Source organism: Agrobacterium sp. rho-8.1 (assembly GCF_033957725.1).
In the GTDB taxonomy this organism is placed as follows: domain Bacteria; phylum Pseudomonadota; class Alphaproteobacteria; order Rhizobiales; family Rhizobiaceae; genus Agrobacterium.
The window spans coordinates 2832747-2848118 of the sequence record NZ_CP192788.1; the positions used below are offsets into that span (position 1 = coordinate 2832747).

Genomic DNA, 15372 nt, shown 5'->3' on the forward strand with positions numbered 1-15372 from the left:
GAACAATCATGGCCATCGGCTTCATCAAAAAAGTCTTCTCCTTCGGCAAGGACAAGACCGAGACGGACAAGCCGGACAGCGATGCCGTGATTGAAAAAAGCGATGTCAACGCATCCTTTGAAGAGGTCATGATCGAAGCCGAAGCGCACGCGCCCCCGGCAAAAGACCCGGTCTCCGAGCTCGAAATGGAAACTGCAGGTGGCCCCGCCCCGGATGCAGACAGCGATGGGGCGTTATTAGAGGAAGAAGCGGAAGAGGACGCCCCTCTCCTTCCCGGCCCCGAGCAGGTGGGCGATATCGGCATGGTTCCGCTTTCGCTGTTGCAGGCGGAAGCGGAGGCAGACCTGCCCGCAACACCGGAACTGACCGACCCGAACGCACCACTGGATACCGGTGCCATGGACGCATTGCTGGATGAGGCCGAAGCCGCCACGGAACAGGAGGCGCTCGACGCTCTGCTGGTACCATCGGCTCTTCCAAAAGGCTTTTCCCTGTCGAGCGAGCGGATCGAACCGATCGAAGTCGCGCCTGAGAAAAAACTGTCCTGGTTCCAGCGTCTGCGCGCCGGCCTTTCGCGCACCTCATCGCAACTGACGAGCCAGATCTCGGCAGTCTTTACCAAGCGCAAGCTGGATGAAGACACGCTGGATGAGCTGGAGGATCTGCTGATTCAATCCGATCTCGGTCTGGAAACCGCCATGCGCATCACCGGTGCCTTGTCATCCGAACGCTACGGCAAGGATGTCAGCGGCGAAGACGTCGTTCGCATCATGGCTGGCGAAATCACCAAGGTTCTGACGCCCGTTGCCAAGCCGCTGGAACTCGACCTCTCCCACAAGCCGCATGTCATTCTCGTCGTCGGCGTCAACGGCACCGGCAAGACGACCACCATCGGTAAGCTCGCGGCCAAGCTGTCCGGCTCCGGTCTCAAGGTCATGCTCGCAGCAGGCGATACCTTCCGAGCCGCCGCCATCGAGCAATTGAAGATTTGGGCCGACCGCACGGGTTCGGAATTCATCGGCACGAAGCTGGGTGCCGACGCAGCAGGGCTAGCCTATGATGCGTACGAGCAAGCGCTGGCGAAGAAAAGCGACGTTCTGATCATCGATACGGCTGGCCGTTTGCAAAACAAGACGGAACTGATGGCCGAGCTTGAGAAGATCGTGCGCGTGCTGGGTAAGCTCGATCCCGACGCGCCGCACACCGTGCTTCAGACGCTGGATGCGACGACAGGCCAGAACGCACTCAACCAGGTCGAGATTTTCCGCAACGTCGCGGGCGTGTCCGGCCTGATTATGACAAAATTGGATGGCACGGCGCGCGGGGGTATCCTCGTTGCCATTGCTGCCAAACACAAACTGCCGGTCTATTTCATCGGTGTGGGTGAGGGCGTGGACGATCTGGAGCCATTCGAAGCGGAAGATTTCGCCAAGGCGATTGCGGGAGTATGACAATGGACGTGGAGAGCAATCAGCGCGAGAGCGAAAAAATGGTCCGCGAGATCAGCCCGTTGTTGAAGTTCGTGCTGGAACTTGGACCCCTGGTGGTGTTCTTCTTCGCCAATTCCCGTGGCGAGTGGCTGGCAAAAACATTTCCCGTACTGACCGAATTCGGCGGACCGATCTTTATCGCAACCGGCCTGTTCATGATTGCGACGGCACTGGCGCTGACGGTATCGTGGATTTTGACCCGCACCTTGCCGATGATGCCGCTGATCTCGGGTATCGTCGTCCTCGTTTTCGGCGCGCTGACGCTCTATCTGCAAAACGACACCTTCATCAAGATGAAGCCGACGATCGTCAACGCGCTGTTCGGCGTCATTTTGCTGGGCGGCCTGCTGTTTGGCCATTCTCTGCTGGGCTACGTCTTCAATTCGGCTTTCAAGCTGAACGAAGAAGGCTGGCGCAAGCTGACGTTTCGCTGGGGCTTTTTCTTTCTGTTCCTCGCCGTCCTCAACGAAGTCGTCTGGCGCGGATTTTCCACCGATACCTGGGTCGCTTTCAAGGTCTGGGGCACCATGCCCATCACCGTTCTCTTCACCATGGCGCAGATGCCTCTCATCATGCGCCACTCGCTTGAGCCTTTGACGAAAGACAAGAAATGACCTCTGCGCAGATGCCAGGTACCCGCTCGTCTTCCCACATCTGGTTTGGCGTGGCAGCCGGTCTCCTGCTGTTGCAGATCGTCATCCTCTATTTCATGGGTCGTCTGCCGATCTGCGAATGCGGCTACGTGAAGCTGTTCGAGCCGGGCGTGAACACGCCGGGTAATTCGCAGCATCTGGCCGACTGGTACACGCCATCGCACATCATCCACGGCTTTCTGTTTTACGGGCTGGCATGGCTGCTGTTTCGCAAGCAGCCCTTCTCCATGCGGCTTTCCTTTGCCGTCGTCATCGAGGCTGCGTGGGAGCTTCTCGAAAACTCGCCCATCATCATCGACCGCTACCGCAACGCCACCATGGCGCTGGGTTACAGCGGCGACAGCATCATAAATTCGGCCATGGACACGGTGTTCATGATGCTTGGCTTCTTCTTTGCGGCACGCATGCCAATCTGGGTAACGATTGTTGTCGCGATCTTCTTCGAGGTTTTCACCGGCTGGCTCATCCGCGACAATCTGACACTCAATGTCCTGATGCTGATTTCGCCCATTGATGCGATCAAGGAATGGCAGAACGCGCTTCCCGCCTCTTGAAAATCAATCAGCGGCAGCGGCCTTTTCGATGGCGGGAATGAGGTCGCGTTCATAGGTCGCGGCATCGATGGGCCCGACCTTCTTGTAGACAATGGTACCATCCTTCCCAACCAGATACGTCTCGGGAATGCCGTAGACACCCCAGTCTATGGCGGCCTTGCCGTTCGGATCGATACCGATGGCAGCATAGGGATTGCCGAGTTCGCCTAGAAACCGCAGGGCATTATCGGATTTATCCTTGTAGTTGATGCCGACGATGTTCAGCCGCTCGTCCTTTGCCAGTTCCTTCAGCATCGGATGTTCCTGCCTGCAAGGCACGCACCAGGACGCAAAGACGTTGACGAGGGTCAGCTTGCCTTCGATGGCGGCGTCTGTCAGTGCCGGCACATTGGCACCCTCAAGCGGCGGTAACGACAAGGACGGCGCCTTCGTGTTGAGCAGCGCCGATGGAATGGCGCTGACATCAAGACCGTTGACGTCCTGCTCATACAGCATTTTGGCAGCAATGGCGGCGAAGCCTGCAAAAGCCAGCAGCGGCAACAGCGCCAGAGCGTAGCGCGCCTTCTTGCCCGAAGGAGCGGGAGGTATTTTCGTGTCTTTCATCATGGTGTCGGCTGCTCCACGGAGGCGTTACGTCCCCTGCGGCGCATGCCGGATGCTTCGAGCTCTGCCATTTCGCGTTGGCGGGCACGACCATCCATGATGATCCAACCAATCAGAATAACAACGATCAGACCGGTCAGACCATAGGAGATGCCGATATAAAAAGCGTGGCTCATGGTGTGGCTTTCCCACGGCTCGCCATGCGGGCAGCCAGTCGGCGCTGCACAGCGATACGTCTGCGCCAGATTTCATTGCGCATGGCGGCGAGGTGCAGGGTAAAAAACAACAAAGTGAAACCAATAGCCATGGTCAGCAACGGCCACAGGAATTCCGATGCTATGGCGGGACCACTCAAGCGCAGAACGCTGGCCGGCTGGTGCAGCGTGTTCCACCACTCGACCGAAAACTTGATGATGGGAATATTGACGAAACCGACGAGGATCAGCACCGCGCTGACGCGGGCTGCCTTGGATGGATCGTCCATTGCCTTATTGAAGGCTATGAGGCCGAGATACATCAAAAACAGAATGAAAACCGAAGTCAGGCGCGCATCCCACACCCACCATGTGCCCCACATGGGCTTGCCCCAAAGGGAGCCGGTGACGAGCGCAATGAGCGTGAAGGCTGCACCGATGGGCGTTGCGGATTTGTGAGCGACGTCTGCCAAGGGGTGCCGCCAGACCAGCGTACCAATCGCAGCGACTGCCATGACCGTGTAGCACATCATGGCAAGCCATGCGGCTGGTACATGCACATACATGATGCGAACGGTGTTGCCCTGCTGATAATCGCTATCGGTGGTGAATGCCATATAGAGGCCAGCGGCAAGACAGAGCGCGGACAGCGCTGCCAGCCAAGGCAATAGACGAGATGCCAATGCCAGGAACCGCGTCGGGTTGGCAAGGTCGCTGAACTTGGTAATGGCAAGGCTTTTGTCGCTCATGGCGTCTTTCTACAATGAGACAAGGGTGACGGCAATTGATCCTTATCAATCCACAGAACTGCGCAAAGCCAAAGCGGCGAAGAACGGGCCGACGACCGATGAAAAGAGCGTGATGGCGATCAGGATAAGGAAGGGCGGCATAAAAGGTGCCGGGTCCTGAACGGCGGCATAGGACGCGCTAACGCCGAAAATCAACACAGGAATGCATAGGGGCAGCACGAGGATCGATACCAGCAGCCCGCCGCGTGGAAGGGCCACAGCCACCGCCGCGCCCACAGCCCCGACGAAGGTCAATGCCGGAGAGCCGACCAGCAAGGTCAACATCACGGCACCGATGGCCTCTTCTCTCATGTTCATGAAGAGCCCCAGCAAGGGTGATGCGATGACTAGCGGCAAGGTGGTGGCCGTCCAGTGCGCGAGACATTTGACCAGAACAGTCATGACAAGCGGGTTTTCCTGCATGAGGATGAGGTCGAGCGAGCCATCATCACGCTCCGCCTGAAACAGACGGTCAAGCCCGAGAAGGGCTGCCAACAATGCACCGATCCAGACGATGGCGGGGCCGATGCGCGAGAGAAGGTTGAGATCTGGGCCAACACCAAAGGGAATGACGGCAACCACGGTCATGAAGAACAGAACACCGATCAGCGCGCCGCCGCCTGCCCGGATGGAGAGTTTCAGATCGCGGAGAAAGAGGGCGATCATGGGTTCACTCTGAGGTGTGATGATGATGCAGGCGGAGTTGGGACGGGGGTAGCCGCACCCACAACAGCTGAACCAAGTCTAAACCCCACCATCACCAGTCCTCCTCTGCGCCTACAAACCCTGTCATCCGCAACTCCCGCGCACCCTCCAGCCCCAAAGGCTGATGGGTCGCAGCAATCACGATGCCGCCATTTGCGAGATGTGAGGACACCAACCCGGTGAACATCATGTCCGCACTTGTGTCTAAAGCCGCCGTTGGCTCGTCCAGTATCCAGATTGGGCGCCATGCGATCAACAGCTTGGCCATCGCGAATCGGCGCTGCTGGCCGGCGGAGAGATAAGCGAATGGCAAATGAGTGATCCCGGCAAGACCGACGGTTTCAGCGGCCTGCTCGACACCAAGCGACGCACCACGATGAAAGTCACCCAGAAAATTCTTCCAGAAGGCAAGATTTTCAAAAACCGTCAGTTCCTGCTTCATTGCATTCTTGTGGCCAAGATAATGACTGGCCTCGCCAATGGAGGTATCCTTTTCAATTCCTTCGCCGGCTATCTTCACACCACCTGCTTCGGGCCGCAAAAGCCCGGCAACGACGCGCAGAAACGTGGACTTTCCCGATCCATTAGGCCCAGTCAGTACGAGCGCTTCACCGCTCGTTAACTTGAAGGAAACATTCATGAATATCAAATCGTCCCCACGCCGGGCGGAAAGATTTTCTGCTGTCAGCAGCATGGGATCATCTCGTTTAAGATTTTAATCATCTCGATGGGAAAAAAATCGATTTAGGTCTTTTTCCGGTCTGGCACGTTTCTCATAAATTATCTATATGGGTGTCAACCACGCCAGCGGTCGGCGTGATCATCATACGGCGCCGGACCTGACGTTGCGAAAGCAGCGTCTCGTGCGGACAGCGGAAATGACCGTACCCGCATCCTGATGTGCATCTGTGCACAGGGGTCCGCACGCGCGTGTTGGCTATCAGAGGAAGCGGGGTTTTTATCCGTGGCTAAATCTCTCGACAGTTTCAATTGTCGCTCCATTCTTACCGTTGACGGTAAGGATTATGTTTATTTCAGTTTGCCAAAGGCAGAAGCGAACGGCCTGACAGGCGTTTCCAAGCTCCCCTATTCGATGAAGGTTCTGCTTGAGAACCTCCTGCGTTTCGAAGACGGCCAGACCGTCACCAAGGAACACATCACGGCCGTTGCCGACTGGCTGAACAACAAGGGCCTCGTCGAAAACGAAATCGCATACCGCCCTGCCCGCGTTCTGATGCAGGACTTCACCGGCGTTCCAGCCGTTGTCGACCTTGCCGCCATGCGCGATGCAATGGTGGCTCTGGGTGGCGATCCTGAAAAGATCAACCCACTGGTTCCTGTCGATCTGGTCATTGACCACTCTGTTATCGTTGATGAATTCGGCACGCCAACAGCCTTTGCCCGCAACGTGGAACTGGAATACGAGCGCAACGGCGAGCGTTACCGCTTCCTGAAATGGGGCCAGCAGGCGTTCAAGAACTTCCGCGTCGTTCCGCCCGGCACAGGCATCTGTCACCAAGTGAACCTCGAATATCTTGGCCAGACCGTCTGGACCAAGGAAGAAGACGGCGAAACCATCGCTTACCCCGACACATGCGTCGGCACCGACAGCCACACGACCATGATCAACGGTCTGGGCGTTCTGGGCTGGGGCGTTGGCGGTATCGAAGCCGAAGCGGCCATGCTTGGCCAGCCGGTTTCCATGCTTCTGCCTGAAGTCATCGGTTTCAAGCTGACAGGCAAGGTGAAGGAAGGCGTCACCGCAACCGACCTCGTGCTGACCGTCGTTCAGATGCTGCGCAAGAAGGGCGTTGTTTCCAAGTTTGTCGAATTCTTCGGCCCTGGACTTGATTCGATGACACTGGCCGACCGTGCCACCATCGGCAACATGGGCCCGGAATACGGAGCGACCTGCGGCTTCTTCCCGGTCGATGGAGAAACCATCAACTACCTGACGATGTCCGGCCGCACCAAGGACCGCATCGCGCTTGTCGAAGCCTATTCGAAGGCACAGGACATGTGGCGCACAGGCGACGGCGCCGAACTCGTCTTCACCGACACACTGGAACTCGACCTCGGCGAAGTCGTGCCATCCATGGCTGGTCCTAAGCGTCCAGAAGGCCGCATCTCGCTGGAAGGCATTGCCTCCGGTTTTGCGACGTCGCTGGAAACCGAGTACAAGAAGCCCGGCCAGCTCGACAACCGCTACCCTGTCGAAGGCACGGATTTCGATCTCGGCCATGGCGATGTCGCCATTGCTGCCATCACATCCTGCACCAACACGTCCAACCCTTCCGTTCTGATTGCAGCCGGACTTCTGGCCCGCAACGCCGTAGCGAAGGGTCTGACATCCAAGCCTTGGGTCAAGACGTCGCTCGCACCGGGATCTCAGGTTGTTGGCGAATATCTCGAAAAGTCCGGTCTTCAGAAGGATCTGGATGCCATCGGCTTCAACCTCGTTGGTTTCGGCTGCACGACCTGCATCGGCAATTCCGGCCCGCTGCCAGCACCGATCTCCAAGACCATCAACGACAAGGGTCTGATCACTGCTGGCGTTCTCTCAGGTAACCGTAACTTCGAAGGCCGTATCTCGCCGGACGTCCAGGCGAACTACCTCGCTTCTCCTCCGCTCGTCGTCGCTTATGCGCTGGCTGGCTCGGTGCAGAAGGACCTGACGACCGAACCACTTGGTATCGGTTCCGATGGACAGCCTGTGTTCCTCAAGGACATCTGGCCGACATCTGCCGAAATTCAGGAATTCATCCTGAAATACGTCACGCGCGAGCTCTACGAGTCCAAATATGCAGACGTGTTCAAGGGTGACGAAAACTGGCAGGCCGTTCAGGTTCCTCCGGGCCAGACCTATGCCTGGGACGACCAGTCCACCTACGTCCAGAACCCTCCATACTTCGTGGGCATGGGCAAGAAAGGCACTGGCCTGAAGAACATCAAGGGCGCGCGCGTTCTCGGTCTCTTCGGCGACAAGATCACCACCGACCACATTTCTCCGGCCGGTTCGATCAAGGCTGCGTCACCTGCCGGTGCTTATCTCACCAATAATGGCGTGGGCGTTGCCGACTTCAACCAGTACGGCACACGCCGTGGCAACCACGAAGTGATGATGCGCGGCACGTTTGCCAACATTCGTATTCGCAACCACATGCTTGGGCCAAACGGCAAAGAAGGTGGCTACACCATCCACTATCCATCCAAGGAAGAAATGTCGATTTACGATGCGGCCATGCAGTACAAGGCCGAGGGCACTCCGCTCGTCATCTTTGCTGGCGTGGAATACGGCAACGGTTCTTCCCGTGACTGGGCTGCCAAGGGTACCAACCTGCTGGGCGTCAAGGCCGTGATTGCGCAGTCGTTCGAGCGTATCCACCGTTCCAACCTCGTCGGCATGGGCGTCGTGCCCTTCACCTTCGAGGAAGGCACCACATGGGCAAGCCTCAACCTCAAGGGCGATGAAACGGTCGAGATCGATGGTCTCGAAGGTGACATCAAGCCGCGCGAGAAGAAGATTGCCAAAATCACCTACGGCGACGGCACCGTGAAGGATGTTCCGCTCCTTTGCCGTATCGATACGCTGGACGAAGTGATCTACATGAACAATGGTGGCATTTTGCAAACAGTTCTTCGCGATCTGGCTGCATAGGCTCTGAGGGATCAAACAGAAAACGCCGGGAGCAATCCCGGCGTTTTTGCGTGGAGAGATGGGTGAAACACATGGATGTTTCGTGATTGCCCCTCACCCCATCGTGACTTTCTATTGAAGGGATTTCGGCGCTATTTTCCGCAGCGCATCCCGACATGAATTGATAGCATCAATAGTCTGGAGACGCGTCCAGACAAGGGTTTTGCAATGTCTCTGAAATACGGGTCCCTGACATTTGGTTTTTCGCTGTGCATGCTCGGCATGTTGGCCACCGCGCCCGTGCAAGCGCAGGAGCAAGAGGTTAAAGGCGTCGTAGAGCTCTTCACGTCTCAAGGCTGCGCGTCCTGCCCGCCTGCCGATGAAGCATTGCGCAAGCTGATCCAGAAGGGCGATGTGATCGGCCTGTCTTACCACGTGGATTACTGGAACTATCTTGGCTGGGCGGATTCGCTGGCGTCCAAGGAAAACACCGAACGCCAGTACGGTTATGCGCGGGCGCTAGGCCGCAACAACGTCTATACGCCGCAGGCCGTGGTCAATGGTCGCGATCACGTCAAAGGCGCTGATGTCCAGGCGATTTACAACAGGATCGATACCTTCAAGCGCGCTGGCGAAGGGCTAAGCGTACCGGTAAAGGCGCAGCGTGTTGCAGACGAGATCGCCATCGATATCGGTGCCGGCCAAGGCAAGGCCGATGTGGTCGTCGCTTACTTCACCCGCGAGCAGGTTGTCGACGTCCAGAAGGGCGAGAACGAAGGCAAGAAGATTTCCTACTGGCATAGCGTTTATGACGTTCAGACAGTGGGTATGTGGGATGGGAAATCCATGACAGTCAAGCTACCAGCGAGTGTCATGAGCAAAGCAAAGAATGGCGGTTGCGCAGTTCTGTTGCAGACCACGGATGCGCAGGGAAATCCCTCGGCAATCATCGGTGCAAGTGTTCTTCTACCAAAGGAAGATTAAATTCAACAGCTATTGGATTAAGAAGATCCGATCCGGGCATTGGGGGCTGGGGGTAAAGGGTCAATGCTCCGGACCGGGTCATCTTGGTGCCGAGGCATCAATTGACGATAGTGGTATCCCATCCAAATCGGGCCATGATTTGACCGAAATAGGGCAATTGCACGTATCCGATTCCGCTAAAACATTGCCACGTCACGCATTTTTTTGACCTCGAGGCAAGACTTGCAATTTGCTTTGGTCAGGGTCAAACTGTCGTACAAATGTCATTTGCGGTTGAGCGAGGTTGCCTGATGACGGATCATTCGGATTTGCAGCGATCAAGTCCATCTCACACCGACAACCCCTCCATCGTCGATATCAGTGAATACAGGCAAAGCAAGGATCCCTTGCCGATTACATTCCACCGACGTGAGTTGGACGCCATTTTGCGGGTCTATGGTCAGATGGTGGGTGAAGGAGAATGGCGGGACTACGCCATCGACCATCTCAAGGAAAAAGCCGTTTTTTCCGTGTTCAAACGCTCTGGTGAAATGCCGCTCTTCCGCATCGAAAAGAACCCTAAGCTTGCCGCCAAGCAGGGCGCCTACAGCGTCATCAATGTCGACGGCCGCATCTTGAAGCGCGGGCATGAATTGGCGCAGGTGCTGAAGGTCTTCGAGAAGGTCGTGAAGCTCATCAGGTAAACAGGCAGATTTTCACCAACAAAAAAGGCGGCCCGAGAGCCGCCTTTTCCATGTCTGTGTCAACCGGTCTTACTTGTCGCGGTTTCCAAGAAACTGCAGCAGGAACATGAACAGGTTGATGAAGTCGAGATAGAGGGTCAGTGCGCCCATGATGGCCTTGCGGCCAGCCGTGGCAACGTCGTCACCGTCGAAATACATTTCCTTGATCTTCTGCGTGTCGTAGGCGGTCAGGCCCGCGAAGATCAGCACGCCGATGGCGGAGATCGCAAAGCCCATGGCGGACGACTGCAGGAAGATATTGACGATAGACGCGATGATCAGACCGAACAGGCCCATGATCAGGAACGAGCCCATGCCGGAAAGATTCTTCTTCGTCGTGTAGCCGTAAAGCGACAGCGCGCCGAAGGAAGCAGCGGTGATGAAGAACGTCTGTACGATGCTCTGGCCGGTATAGACCAGGAAGATCGACGACAGCGACACACCCATCAGCGCCGCGTAACCCCAGAAGGTTGCCTGTGCGGCAGACACACTCATATTCTGGATGCGGAAGCTCAGGAACAGCACCAGGCCGAGCGGGGCAAACATCACCACCCACTTCAGCGGCGAGCCGTAAAGCAGCTGGGCGAAAGCCGGGTTGGTGACCGCCAGAGTGTAGGTGGCGAAAGATGCTACGCCGGTAATGACCAGCGCAAGTGCCATCAGGTTATAAACCTTGAGCATATAGGTCCGGAGACCTTCATCGATCATAGCACCAGACTGTGCATGACCCTGGGTCATACGGTTCTGGTAATTGTTGAAGTCAGACATTGTTACCTCTTTTGAGCTCCGAAATTGCTACGGTGTCGGCATATCGTCGTGCTTTCAAGACCATACCCCAGGCGCCGCTGCGGAGCTACAGCAAGCCTACCGAAGAATATGATGATATCACTTCCTAGATACAAGAGCTTTCAGAACCGAAAAAACACCGTATGCGCGAAAAGCGATAACGTTTTGGCGATCAGGATGCCGATTTAATCGTTAAAGTTAAGTGGCGCACAATTTTTCGTATTACTCGCCGGCCTGCCTCAGAACCGGCGCCGCCTTCTGTCCCAGAATCCGCCAGGTTCCGATCAACCCGATACCGACGGTCATGACCAGTGCAATGACGATTGTGCCGATGGCGACATCCGGCAGGAAGCTCGATGGCAGCTTCATGATGCGGGCAATGACGAACCACGCAGAAGCGCCGCCTGCCGCCAGCGCGAAGATGGCGGTCGCCAGCCCAAGTATCATATATTCGTAGGAAAACGCACGGATGAGCATGGCGCGGGTGCCACCCAACGTCTTCAGGATCACGGCATCATGCGTTCGTGCCCGGTTGCCCGCAGCAAGCGCGCCCGCCAGAACCAGAACCGAGGCAATCAGCGCCACCGCCGCTGCCGCGCGGATGGCGGTCGCCAGTTGTCCGACGAGGCGGTTCACGACATCAAGGGCATCCTTGACCCTGACGCTGGTGATCGTCGGATAGGCATTGGTGATGGTCCGCAGGATTTCACCTTCCTTGGCGGGCGTCGCGGACGGATCGGCAAGTGTTGCCAGCCAGGCATGCGGCGCCCCGCGGAACGTGTTGGGTGAAAACACCATGACGAAATTGAGCGACAGCGATTCCCATTGGACGTCGCGCAGATTGGCGATCTTGGCCGTGATGTTACGCCCCAGCACATTGATGGTGACACTGTCTCCGATCTTCAGGCCAAGCTCACCCGCCTCTTCCGCCGCGAAGGAAACGAGCGGCTCGCCGCTATAATCCTTCTCCCACCACGTGCCCTGAGACAGCTTGGCATTGTCAGGCAGATCTTCGGCGTAAGTGATACCGCGATCTCCCCGCAGCACCCAGCGGCCTGCGGCGGGCACCTCCATTTTGGTCACGTCCTGACCATTGAAGGCGAGGATACGTCCGCGCAGCATCGGAACTTCGGTCAATGTACCCTCAGGCGCTTCGCGCTTGACGAGGTCGCGAAAACCGTCGCGGTCGGTGCTTTGAATGTCCACGAAGAAGAAGTTCGGCGCACGCTCCGGCAGACTGCCGGTCAGCTCGCGCCGTAAATTACCGTCAATCAGCGTCAGCGTCACCAAAAGCGTCAGGCCAAGACCAAGAGACAATACGACAGACGGCGTCAGAGCGCCGGGACGGTGAATATTGCCGATGGCAAGCCGAAGCGCTGCCGAGTGAACGCGCGGACTTCGCTTCGCAAGAGCTTTGATACCCCAGGCCACCAGACGCAACACTATGAATGCGAAAGCCACGGCGCCCAGAAAGACGGATGCGATGAAACGTTCTTCCGACGTAAAAATGGCAAGCCCGGCAAGAGCTGCCAAAAGCAGTGCCGTCGCCACGAGATAAGGCCATGAGGGCATCTTGTTTTCTTCAAAACCCTGCTCACGAAACAGCGCCGTCGCAGGCACTTCACGCGCCTGACCCAACGGCAGAATGGCAAACGCCAGCGTCGTCAGAAGGCCGAAGACGGCCGCCATGAAAAGCGGGCCGGGATAGATAGCCAGCTCATCCGGTACAGGGAGAACGCCGTCGAGAAAACGCATGGCAATCAGCGGTGTGATTGCGCCTAACGCCAAACCGATGGCAATACCGATCACGGCGATAAACGCGATCTGAAACAGATAGGTCATCGTCACCACGCTCGCCGGTGCGCCCAGACATTTCAGCGATGCGATGGTCGTGCGTTTGGAATCGAGAAAGGCACGTACGGCATTGGCCACGCCGACACCGCCGACGATCAGTGCAGTAAGGCCGACAAGCGTCAGAAACTGCGAGAAGCGGTTAACGTTTTCCGTCAGCGAGGGAGCGGCTCGGTCGCTGGTGCGAATGGACCATCCTGCGCTGGGGAACGCGCGATTGGTATCTTCGGTCACCGTTGCGCGTTTGGAGGTATCGTTGAGACGGACCTTATAGGCATGTTCCACAAGGCTGCCACTTTGGATAAGCCCGGATGCGGCCAGCGCATCGCGGCTGATGAGGAGGCGCGGCGCAAAGCCGAACCCGTCCGACAGCGCATCCGGCTCATTGGCGACAGTGCCGGAAATCTTCAACCTGACATTGCCGAGCAGCAATTCGTCCCCAAGCTTGATCCCCAGCCGCTCCAGAAGCAGCGGGGCTGCAACCGCGCCATAGGCATCACCCTGCATGGCAAGAAGCTGCGGAAGCGGAGCTGCCGGTTCGGCTTCGAAATGACCATAGAGCGGATAGGCATCATCCACCGCCTTGACCTCGGTCAGCGTCTGTTGCGACCCATCTGCAAGCCGGGCCATGGAGCGCAGCCCGGTCGAAATCGCAACCTGTCCAAGACCATCCAGATACGCCCGCTCCTGCGGTGATGCCTCGCGGTTACGAAGTTCGAAGCGCACGTCACCGGCCAGAATGGATTGCCCCTGCGTGGCAATGGAACTGGTGACCGCGCGCGATACCGAATTCACTGCTGCAATGGCACCTGTGCCCAGCGCGATACAGGCCAGGAAAATGTAGAAGCCACGCAAGCCGCCACGAATTTCACGGCTGGCAAGCCGCAAGGCATTGCGGATATTGAAGACCGACGGGAGCGGAGATGTCATACCGAAACCGCCTGCTTGGCAACCAACGCCACGCTGTCGCTTTCGATCTGGCCTGAACGAACCTTGATCTGGCGTGAGCAGCGGGCGGCAAGAGACACGTCATGGGTGACGAGGATCATCGTCATGCCTCGCTCTGCCTGCTTTGAAAACAGCAGGTCTGCAATCTGCCTGCCCGTGTCGGTATCCAGATTGCCGGTCGGCTCGTCGGCGATCAGCACGGCGGGTGAGGGGGCAAGCGCGCGGGCAATCGCAACGCGCTGCTGTTCGCCGCCGGAAAGCTGTCCCGGATAATGGTTGAGACGAGCGCCTAGCCCCACAGCCACCAGCTCTTTTTCAGCGATATCGAAAGGGTTCGGCACGTTGGCGAGCTCAAGCGGTACCGCGACGTTTTCGAGTGCCGTCATATTGGCAATGAGATGAAACGACTGAAAGACGATGCCGATATTGCGCCCGCGAAACTCCGCAAGGGCGTCTTCACCAAGCTTGTGAAGCTGTGTTCCCGCAATCGTGATCGCACCGCTATCCAGCCGCTCCAACCCGGCAAGAACCATGAGAAGCGTTGATTTTCCAGAGCCGGAAGGCCCTACGATGCCAACCGCTTCGCCCTCACCGATGCTGAGATCGATGCTTTTGAGAACATGAACCTTGGCAGCAGCACTCCCCAGTGTCAGATCGGCCTTATCGAGATCAATGATGCTTTTCGTCACAATTCGCGTTCCTATATAAAAGAAAAGGGCAATCCGGGAGCAATCAGACTTTCGGCCGTGCCAGACAAATTAGGAAGGCCGACATGGGTTTTAAAGCTGCTACCGCTCAATTCATCGTTATAAGCTGCGCATTGCTGTCAGCGCCCTACGCGCAGGCGCAGGACAAGCCGGTCCAGTTGGTCGGGTTTGGAGACAGCCTGATGGCGGGTTACCAACTGCCACCCACCGATAGCTACACCGCGCAACTGGAAACAGCATTAAAGGCCAAGGGCGTCAATGTCGTCGTGACAAATGCCGGTGTTTCGGGTGATACGAGTTCAGGTGGGCTTGCCCGTGCCGAGTGGTCCGTCCCTGACGGCACCGATGGCGTGATCCTGGAGCTCGGTGCCAATGATGCACTTCGCGGCATGTCGCCGGATGAGACGGAAAAAAACCTTGATGCAATTATCACTGGTTTTCAGAAGCGCAACGTCCCGGTTCTGCTGATCGGCATCATGGCGCCCCCCAACATGGGCGGCGATTTCGCCAGCCGTTTCAACGGGATTTACCCTCGATTGGCAAAAAAGCATGATGTGCCTCTCTACCCGTTCTTTCTGGACGGAGTGGTGATGGATGAGAGCCTGCAGCTGGAGGACAGGATGCATCCCAACACCAAGGGCATCGCCGTGATGGTCGAAAAAACGCTGCCCACCGTGGAAGACTTTATAAAGACTATCGGTGAGCAAAAAAAATAAGCGCTTGCACGCAGAAGCGTTGCATGATTCGCTA

15 protein-coding genes are annotated in these 15372 nt (G+C 57.2%); 7 read left to right on the forward strand and 8 right to left on the reverse strand.

The annotated features are described in order from the left end of the window. Positions 1 to 8 precede the first annotated feature (8 nt). The 3 genes from ftsY to RMR21_RS13810 are packed head-to-tail and all read left to right on the forward strand — an operon-like array spanning position 9 to position 2697. Positions 9 to 1451 carry a signal recognition particle-docking protein FtsY gene (gene ftsY, locus RMR21_RS13800; protein ID WP_498670173.1) on the forward strand — a complete coding sequence of 481 codons (1443 nt, stop codon included), beginning with the start codon at positions 9 to 11 and terminating at the stop codon, positions 1449 to 1451. Between the two features lie 2 nt (positions 1452 to 1453). Continuing rightward, positions 1454 to 2104 carry a septation protein A gene (locus RMR21_RS13805; protein WP_498668543.1) on the forward strand — a complete coding sequence of 217 codons (651 nt, stop codon included), beginning with the start codon at positions 1454 to 1456 and terminating at the stop codon, positions 2102 to 2104. Next, positions 2101 to 2697, forward strand: coding sequence for a DUF2585 domain-containing protein (locus RMR21_RS13810; protein WP_498668544.1), 597 nt, complete (start codon positions 2101 to 2103; stop codon positions 2695 to 2697). Before RMR21_RS13805 ends, RMR21_RS13810 begins: the two co-directional genes overlap by 4 nt. 3 nt (positions 2698 to 2700) lie before the next feature. On the opposite strand, the gene RMR21_RS13815 is transcribed toward RMR21_RS13810, so the two are convergent. From RMR21_RS13815 to ccmA, 5 genes are all read right to left on the reverse strand, one after another. After that, positions 2701 to 3303: a DsbE family thiol:disulfide interchange protein gene (locus RMR21_RS13815; protein WP_498668545.1), complete on the reverse strand. Its 603-nt coding sequence runs from the start codon at positions 3301 to 3303 to the stop codon at positions 2701 to 2703. After that, the gene (gene ccmD / locus RMR21_RS13820; protein ID WP_498668546.1) at positions 3300 to 3476 is read right to left on the reverse strand and encodes a heme exporter protein CcmD; all 177 of its coding nucleotides are present in this window, start codon (positions 3474 to 3476) and stop codon (positions 3300 to 3302) included. The genes RMR21_RS13815 and ccmD overlap by 4 nt, the downstream gene beginning before the upstream one ends. Next, the gene (locus RMR21_RS13825; protein ID WP_498668547.1) at positions 3473 to 4243 is read right to left on the reverse strand and encodes a heme ABC transporter permease; all 771 of its coding nucleotides are present in this window, start codon (positions 4241 to 4243) and stop codon (positions 3473 to 3475) included. Before RMR21_RS13825 ends, ccmD begins: the two co-directional genes overlap by 4 nt. Before the next feature lie 45 nt (positions 4244 to 4288). Next, a complete protein-coding gene (gene ccmB / locus RMR21_RS13830; RefSeq protein ID WP_498668548.1) occupies positions 4289 to 4948 on the reverse strand; it encodes a heme exporter protein CcmB in 660 nt (219 codons plus the stop codon). Between the two features lie 91 nt (positions 4949 to 5039). Continuing rightward, a complete protein-coding gene (ccmA, locus tag RMR21_RS13835; protein ID WP_498668549.1) occupies positions 5040 to 5681 on the reverse strand; it encodes a heme ABC exporter ATP-binding protein CcmA in 642 nt (213 codons plus the stop codon). Positions 5682 to 5951: 270 nt separating this feature from the next. On the opposite strand from ccmA, the gene acnA reads away from it, so the two are divergent. From acnA to RMR21_RS13850, 3 genes are all read left to right on the forward strand, one after another. After that, on the forward strand, positions 5952 to 8645 hold the full coding sequence (acnA, locus tag RMR21_RS13840; protein ID WP_498668550.1) for an aconitate hydratase AcnA: 2694 nt from the start codon (positions 5952 to 5954) through the stop codon (positions 8643 to 8645). A gap of 207 nt (positions 8646 to 8852) precedes the next feature. Then, a complete protein-coding gene (locus RMR21_RS13845; RefSeq protein WP_498668551.1) occupies positions 8853 to 9608 on the forward strand; it encodes a DUF1223 domain-containing protein in 756 nt (251 codons plus the stop codon). A 290-nt stretch (positions 9609 to 9898) separates the two neighbouring features. Beyond that, on the forward strand, positions 9899 to 10291 hold the full coding sequence (locus RMR21_RS13850; RefSeq protein WP_498668552.1) for a DUF2794 domain-containing protein: 393 nt from the start codon (positions 9899 to 9901) through the stop codon (positions 10289 to 10291). 69 nt (positions 10292 to 10360) lie between these two features. Here RMR21_RS13850 and RMR21_RS13855 read toward each other — a convergent pair whose 3' ends face one another. The 3 genes from RMR21_RS13855 to RMR21_RS13865 all read right to left on the reverse strand — a co-directional run bounded on the left by RMR21_RS13855 (position 10361) and on the right by RMR21_RS13865 (position 14604). Continuing rightward, positions 10361 to 11098 (reverse strand): Bax inhibitor-1/YccA family protein, encoded by a 738-nt coding sequence (locus tag RMR21_RS13855; protein WP_498668553.1) that lies wholly within the window; start codon positions 11096 to 11098, stop codon positions 10361 to 10363. Between the two features lie 240 nt (positions 11099 to 11338). Beyond that, positions 11339 to 13897, reverse strand: a complete 2559-nt coding sequence (locus tag RMR21_RS13860) for an ABC transporter permease (protein WP_498668554.1) — start codon at positions 13895 to 13897, stop codon at positions 11339 to 11341. Then, positions 13894 to 14604 carry an ABC transporter ATP-binding protein gene (locus RMR21_RS13865; RefSeq protein WP_498668555.1) on the reverse strand — a complete coding sequence of 237 codons (711 nt, stop codon included), beginning with the start codon at positions 14602 to 14604 and terminating at the stop codon, positions 13894 to 13896. The genes RMR21_RS13860 and RMR21_RS13865 overlap by 4 nt, the downstream gene beginning before the upstream one ends. Positions 14605 to 14687: 83 nt before the next feature. Here RMR21_RS13865 and RMR21_RS13870 point away from each other — a divergent pair, with 83 nt between their 5' ends. Then, entirely contained in the window at positions 14688 to 15338 is a 651-nt protein-coding gene (locus RMR21_RS13870; RefSeq protein ID WP_498668556.1) for an arylesterase, read from the forward strand. Positions 15339 to 15372: the final 34 nt, after the last annotated feature.

Coding starts and splice junctions, on each gene's coding strand:
- RMR21_RS13825 (WP_498668547.1), bottom strand. CDS start 4,243: ATGAGCGACAAAAGCCTTGCCATTACCAAGTTCAGCGACCTTGCCAAC.
- RMR21_RS13810 (WP_498668544.1), top strand. CDS start 2,101: ATGACCTCTGCGCAGATGCCAGGTACCCGCTCGTCTTCCCACATCTGG.
- RMR21_RS13805 (WP_498668543.1), top strand. CDS start 1,454: ATGGACGTGGAGAGCAATCAGCGCGAGAGCGAAAAAATGGTCCGCGAG.
- ftsY (WP_498670173.1), top strand. CDS start 9: ATGGCCATCGGCTTCATCAAAAAAGTCTTCTCCTTCGGCAAGGACAAG.
- RMR21_RS13860 (WP_498668554.1), bottom strand. CDS start 13,897: ATGACATCTCCGCTCCCGTCGGTCTTCAATATCCGCAATGCCTTGCGG.
- ccmB (WP_498668548.1), bottom strand. CDS start 4,948: ATGATCGCCCTCTTTCTCCGCGATCTGAAACTCTCCATCCGGGCAGGC.
- RMR21_RS13870 (WP_498668556.1), top strand. CDS start 14,688: ATGGGTTTTAAAGCTGCTACCGCTCAATTCATCGTTATAAGCTGCGCA.
- ccmD (WP_498668546.1), bottom strand. CDS start 3,476: ATGAGCCACGCTTTTTATATCGGCATCTCCTATGGTCTGACCGGTCTG.
- RMR21_RS13815 (WP_498668545.1), bottom strand. CDS start 3,303: ATGATGAAAGACACGAAAATACCTCCCGCTCCTTCGGGCAAGAAGGCG.
- ccmA (WP_498668549.1), bottom strand. CDS start 5,681: ATGCTGCTGACAGCAGAAAATCTTTCCGCCCGGCGTGGGGACGATTTG.
- RMR21_RS13850 (WP_498668552.1), top strand. CDS start 9,899: ATGACGGATCATTCGGATTTGCAGCGATCAAGTCCATCTCACACCGAC.
- RMR21_RS13855 (WP_498668553.1), bottom strand. CDS start 11,098: ATGTCTGACTTCAACAATTACCAGAACCGTATGACCCAGGGTCATGCA.
- RMR21_RS13845 (WP_498668551.1), top strand. CDS start 8,853: ATGTCTCTGAAATACGGGTCCCTGACATTTGGTTTTTCGCTGTGCATG.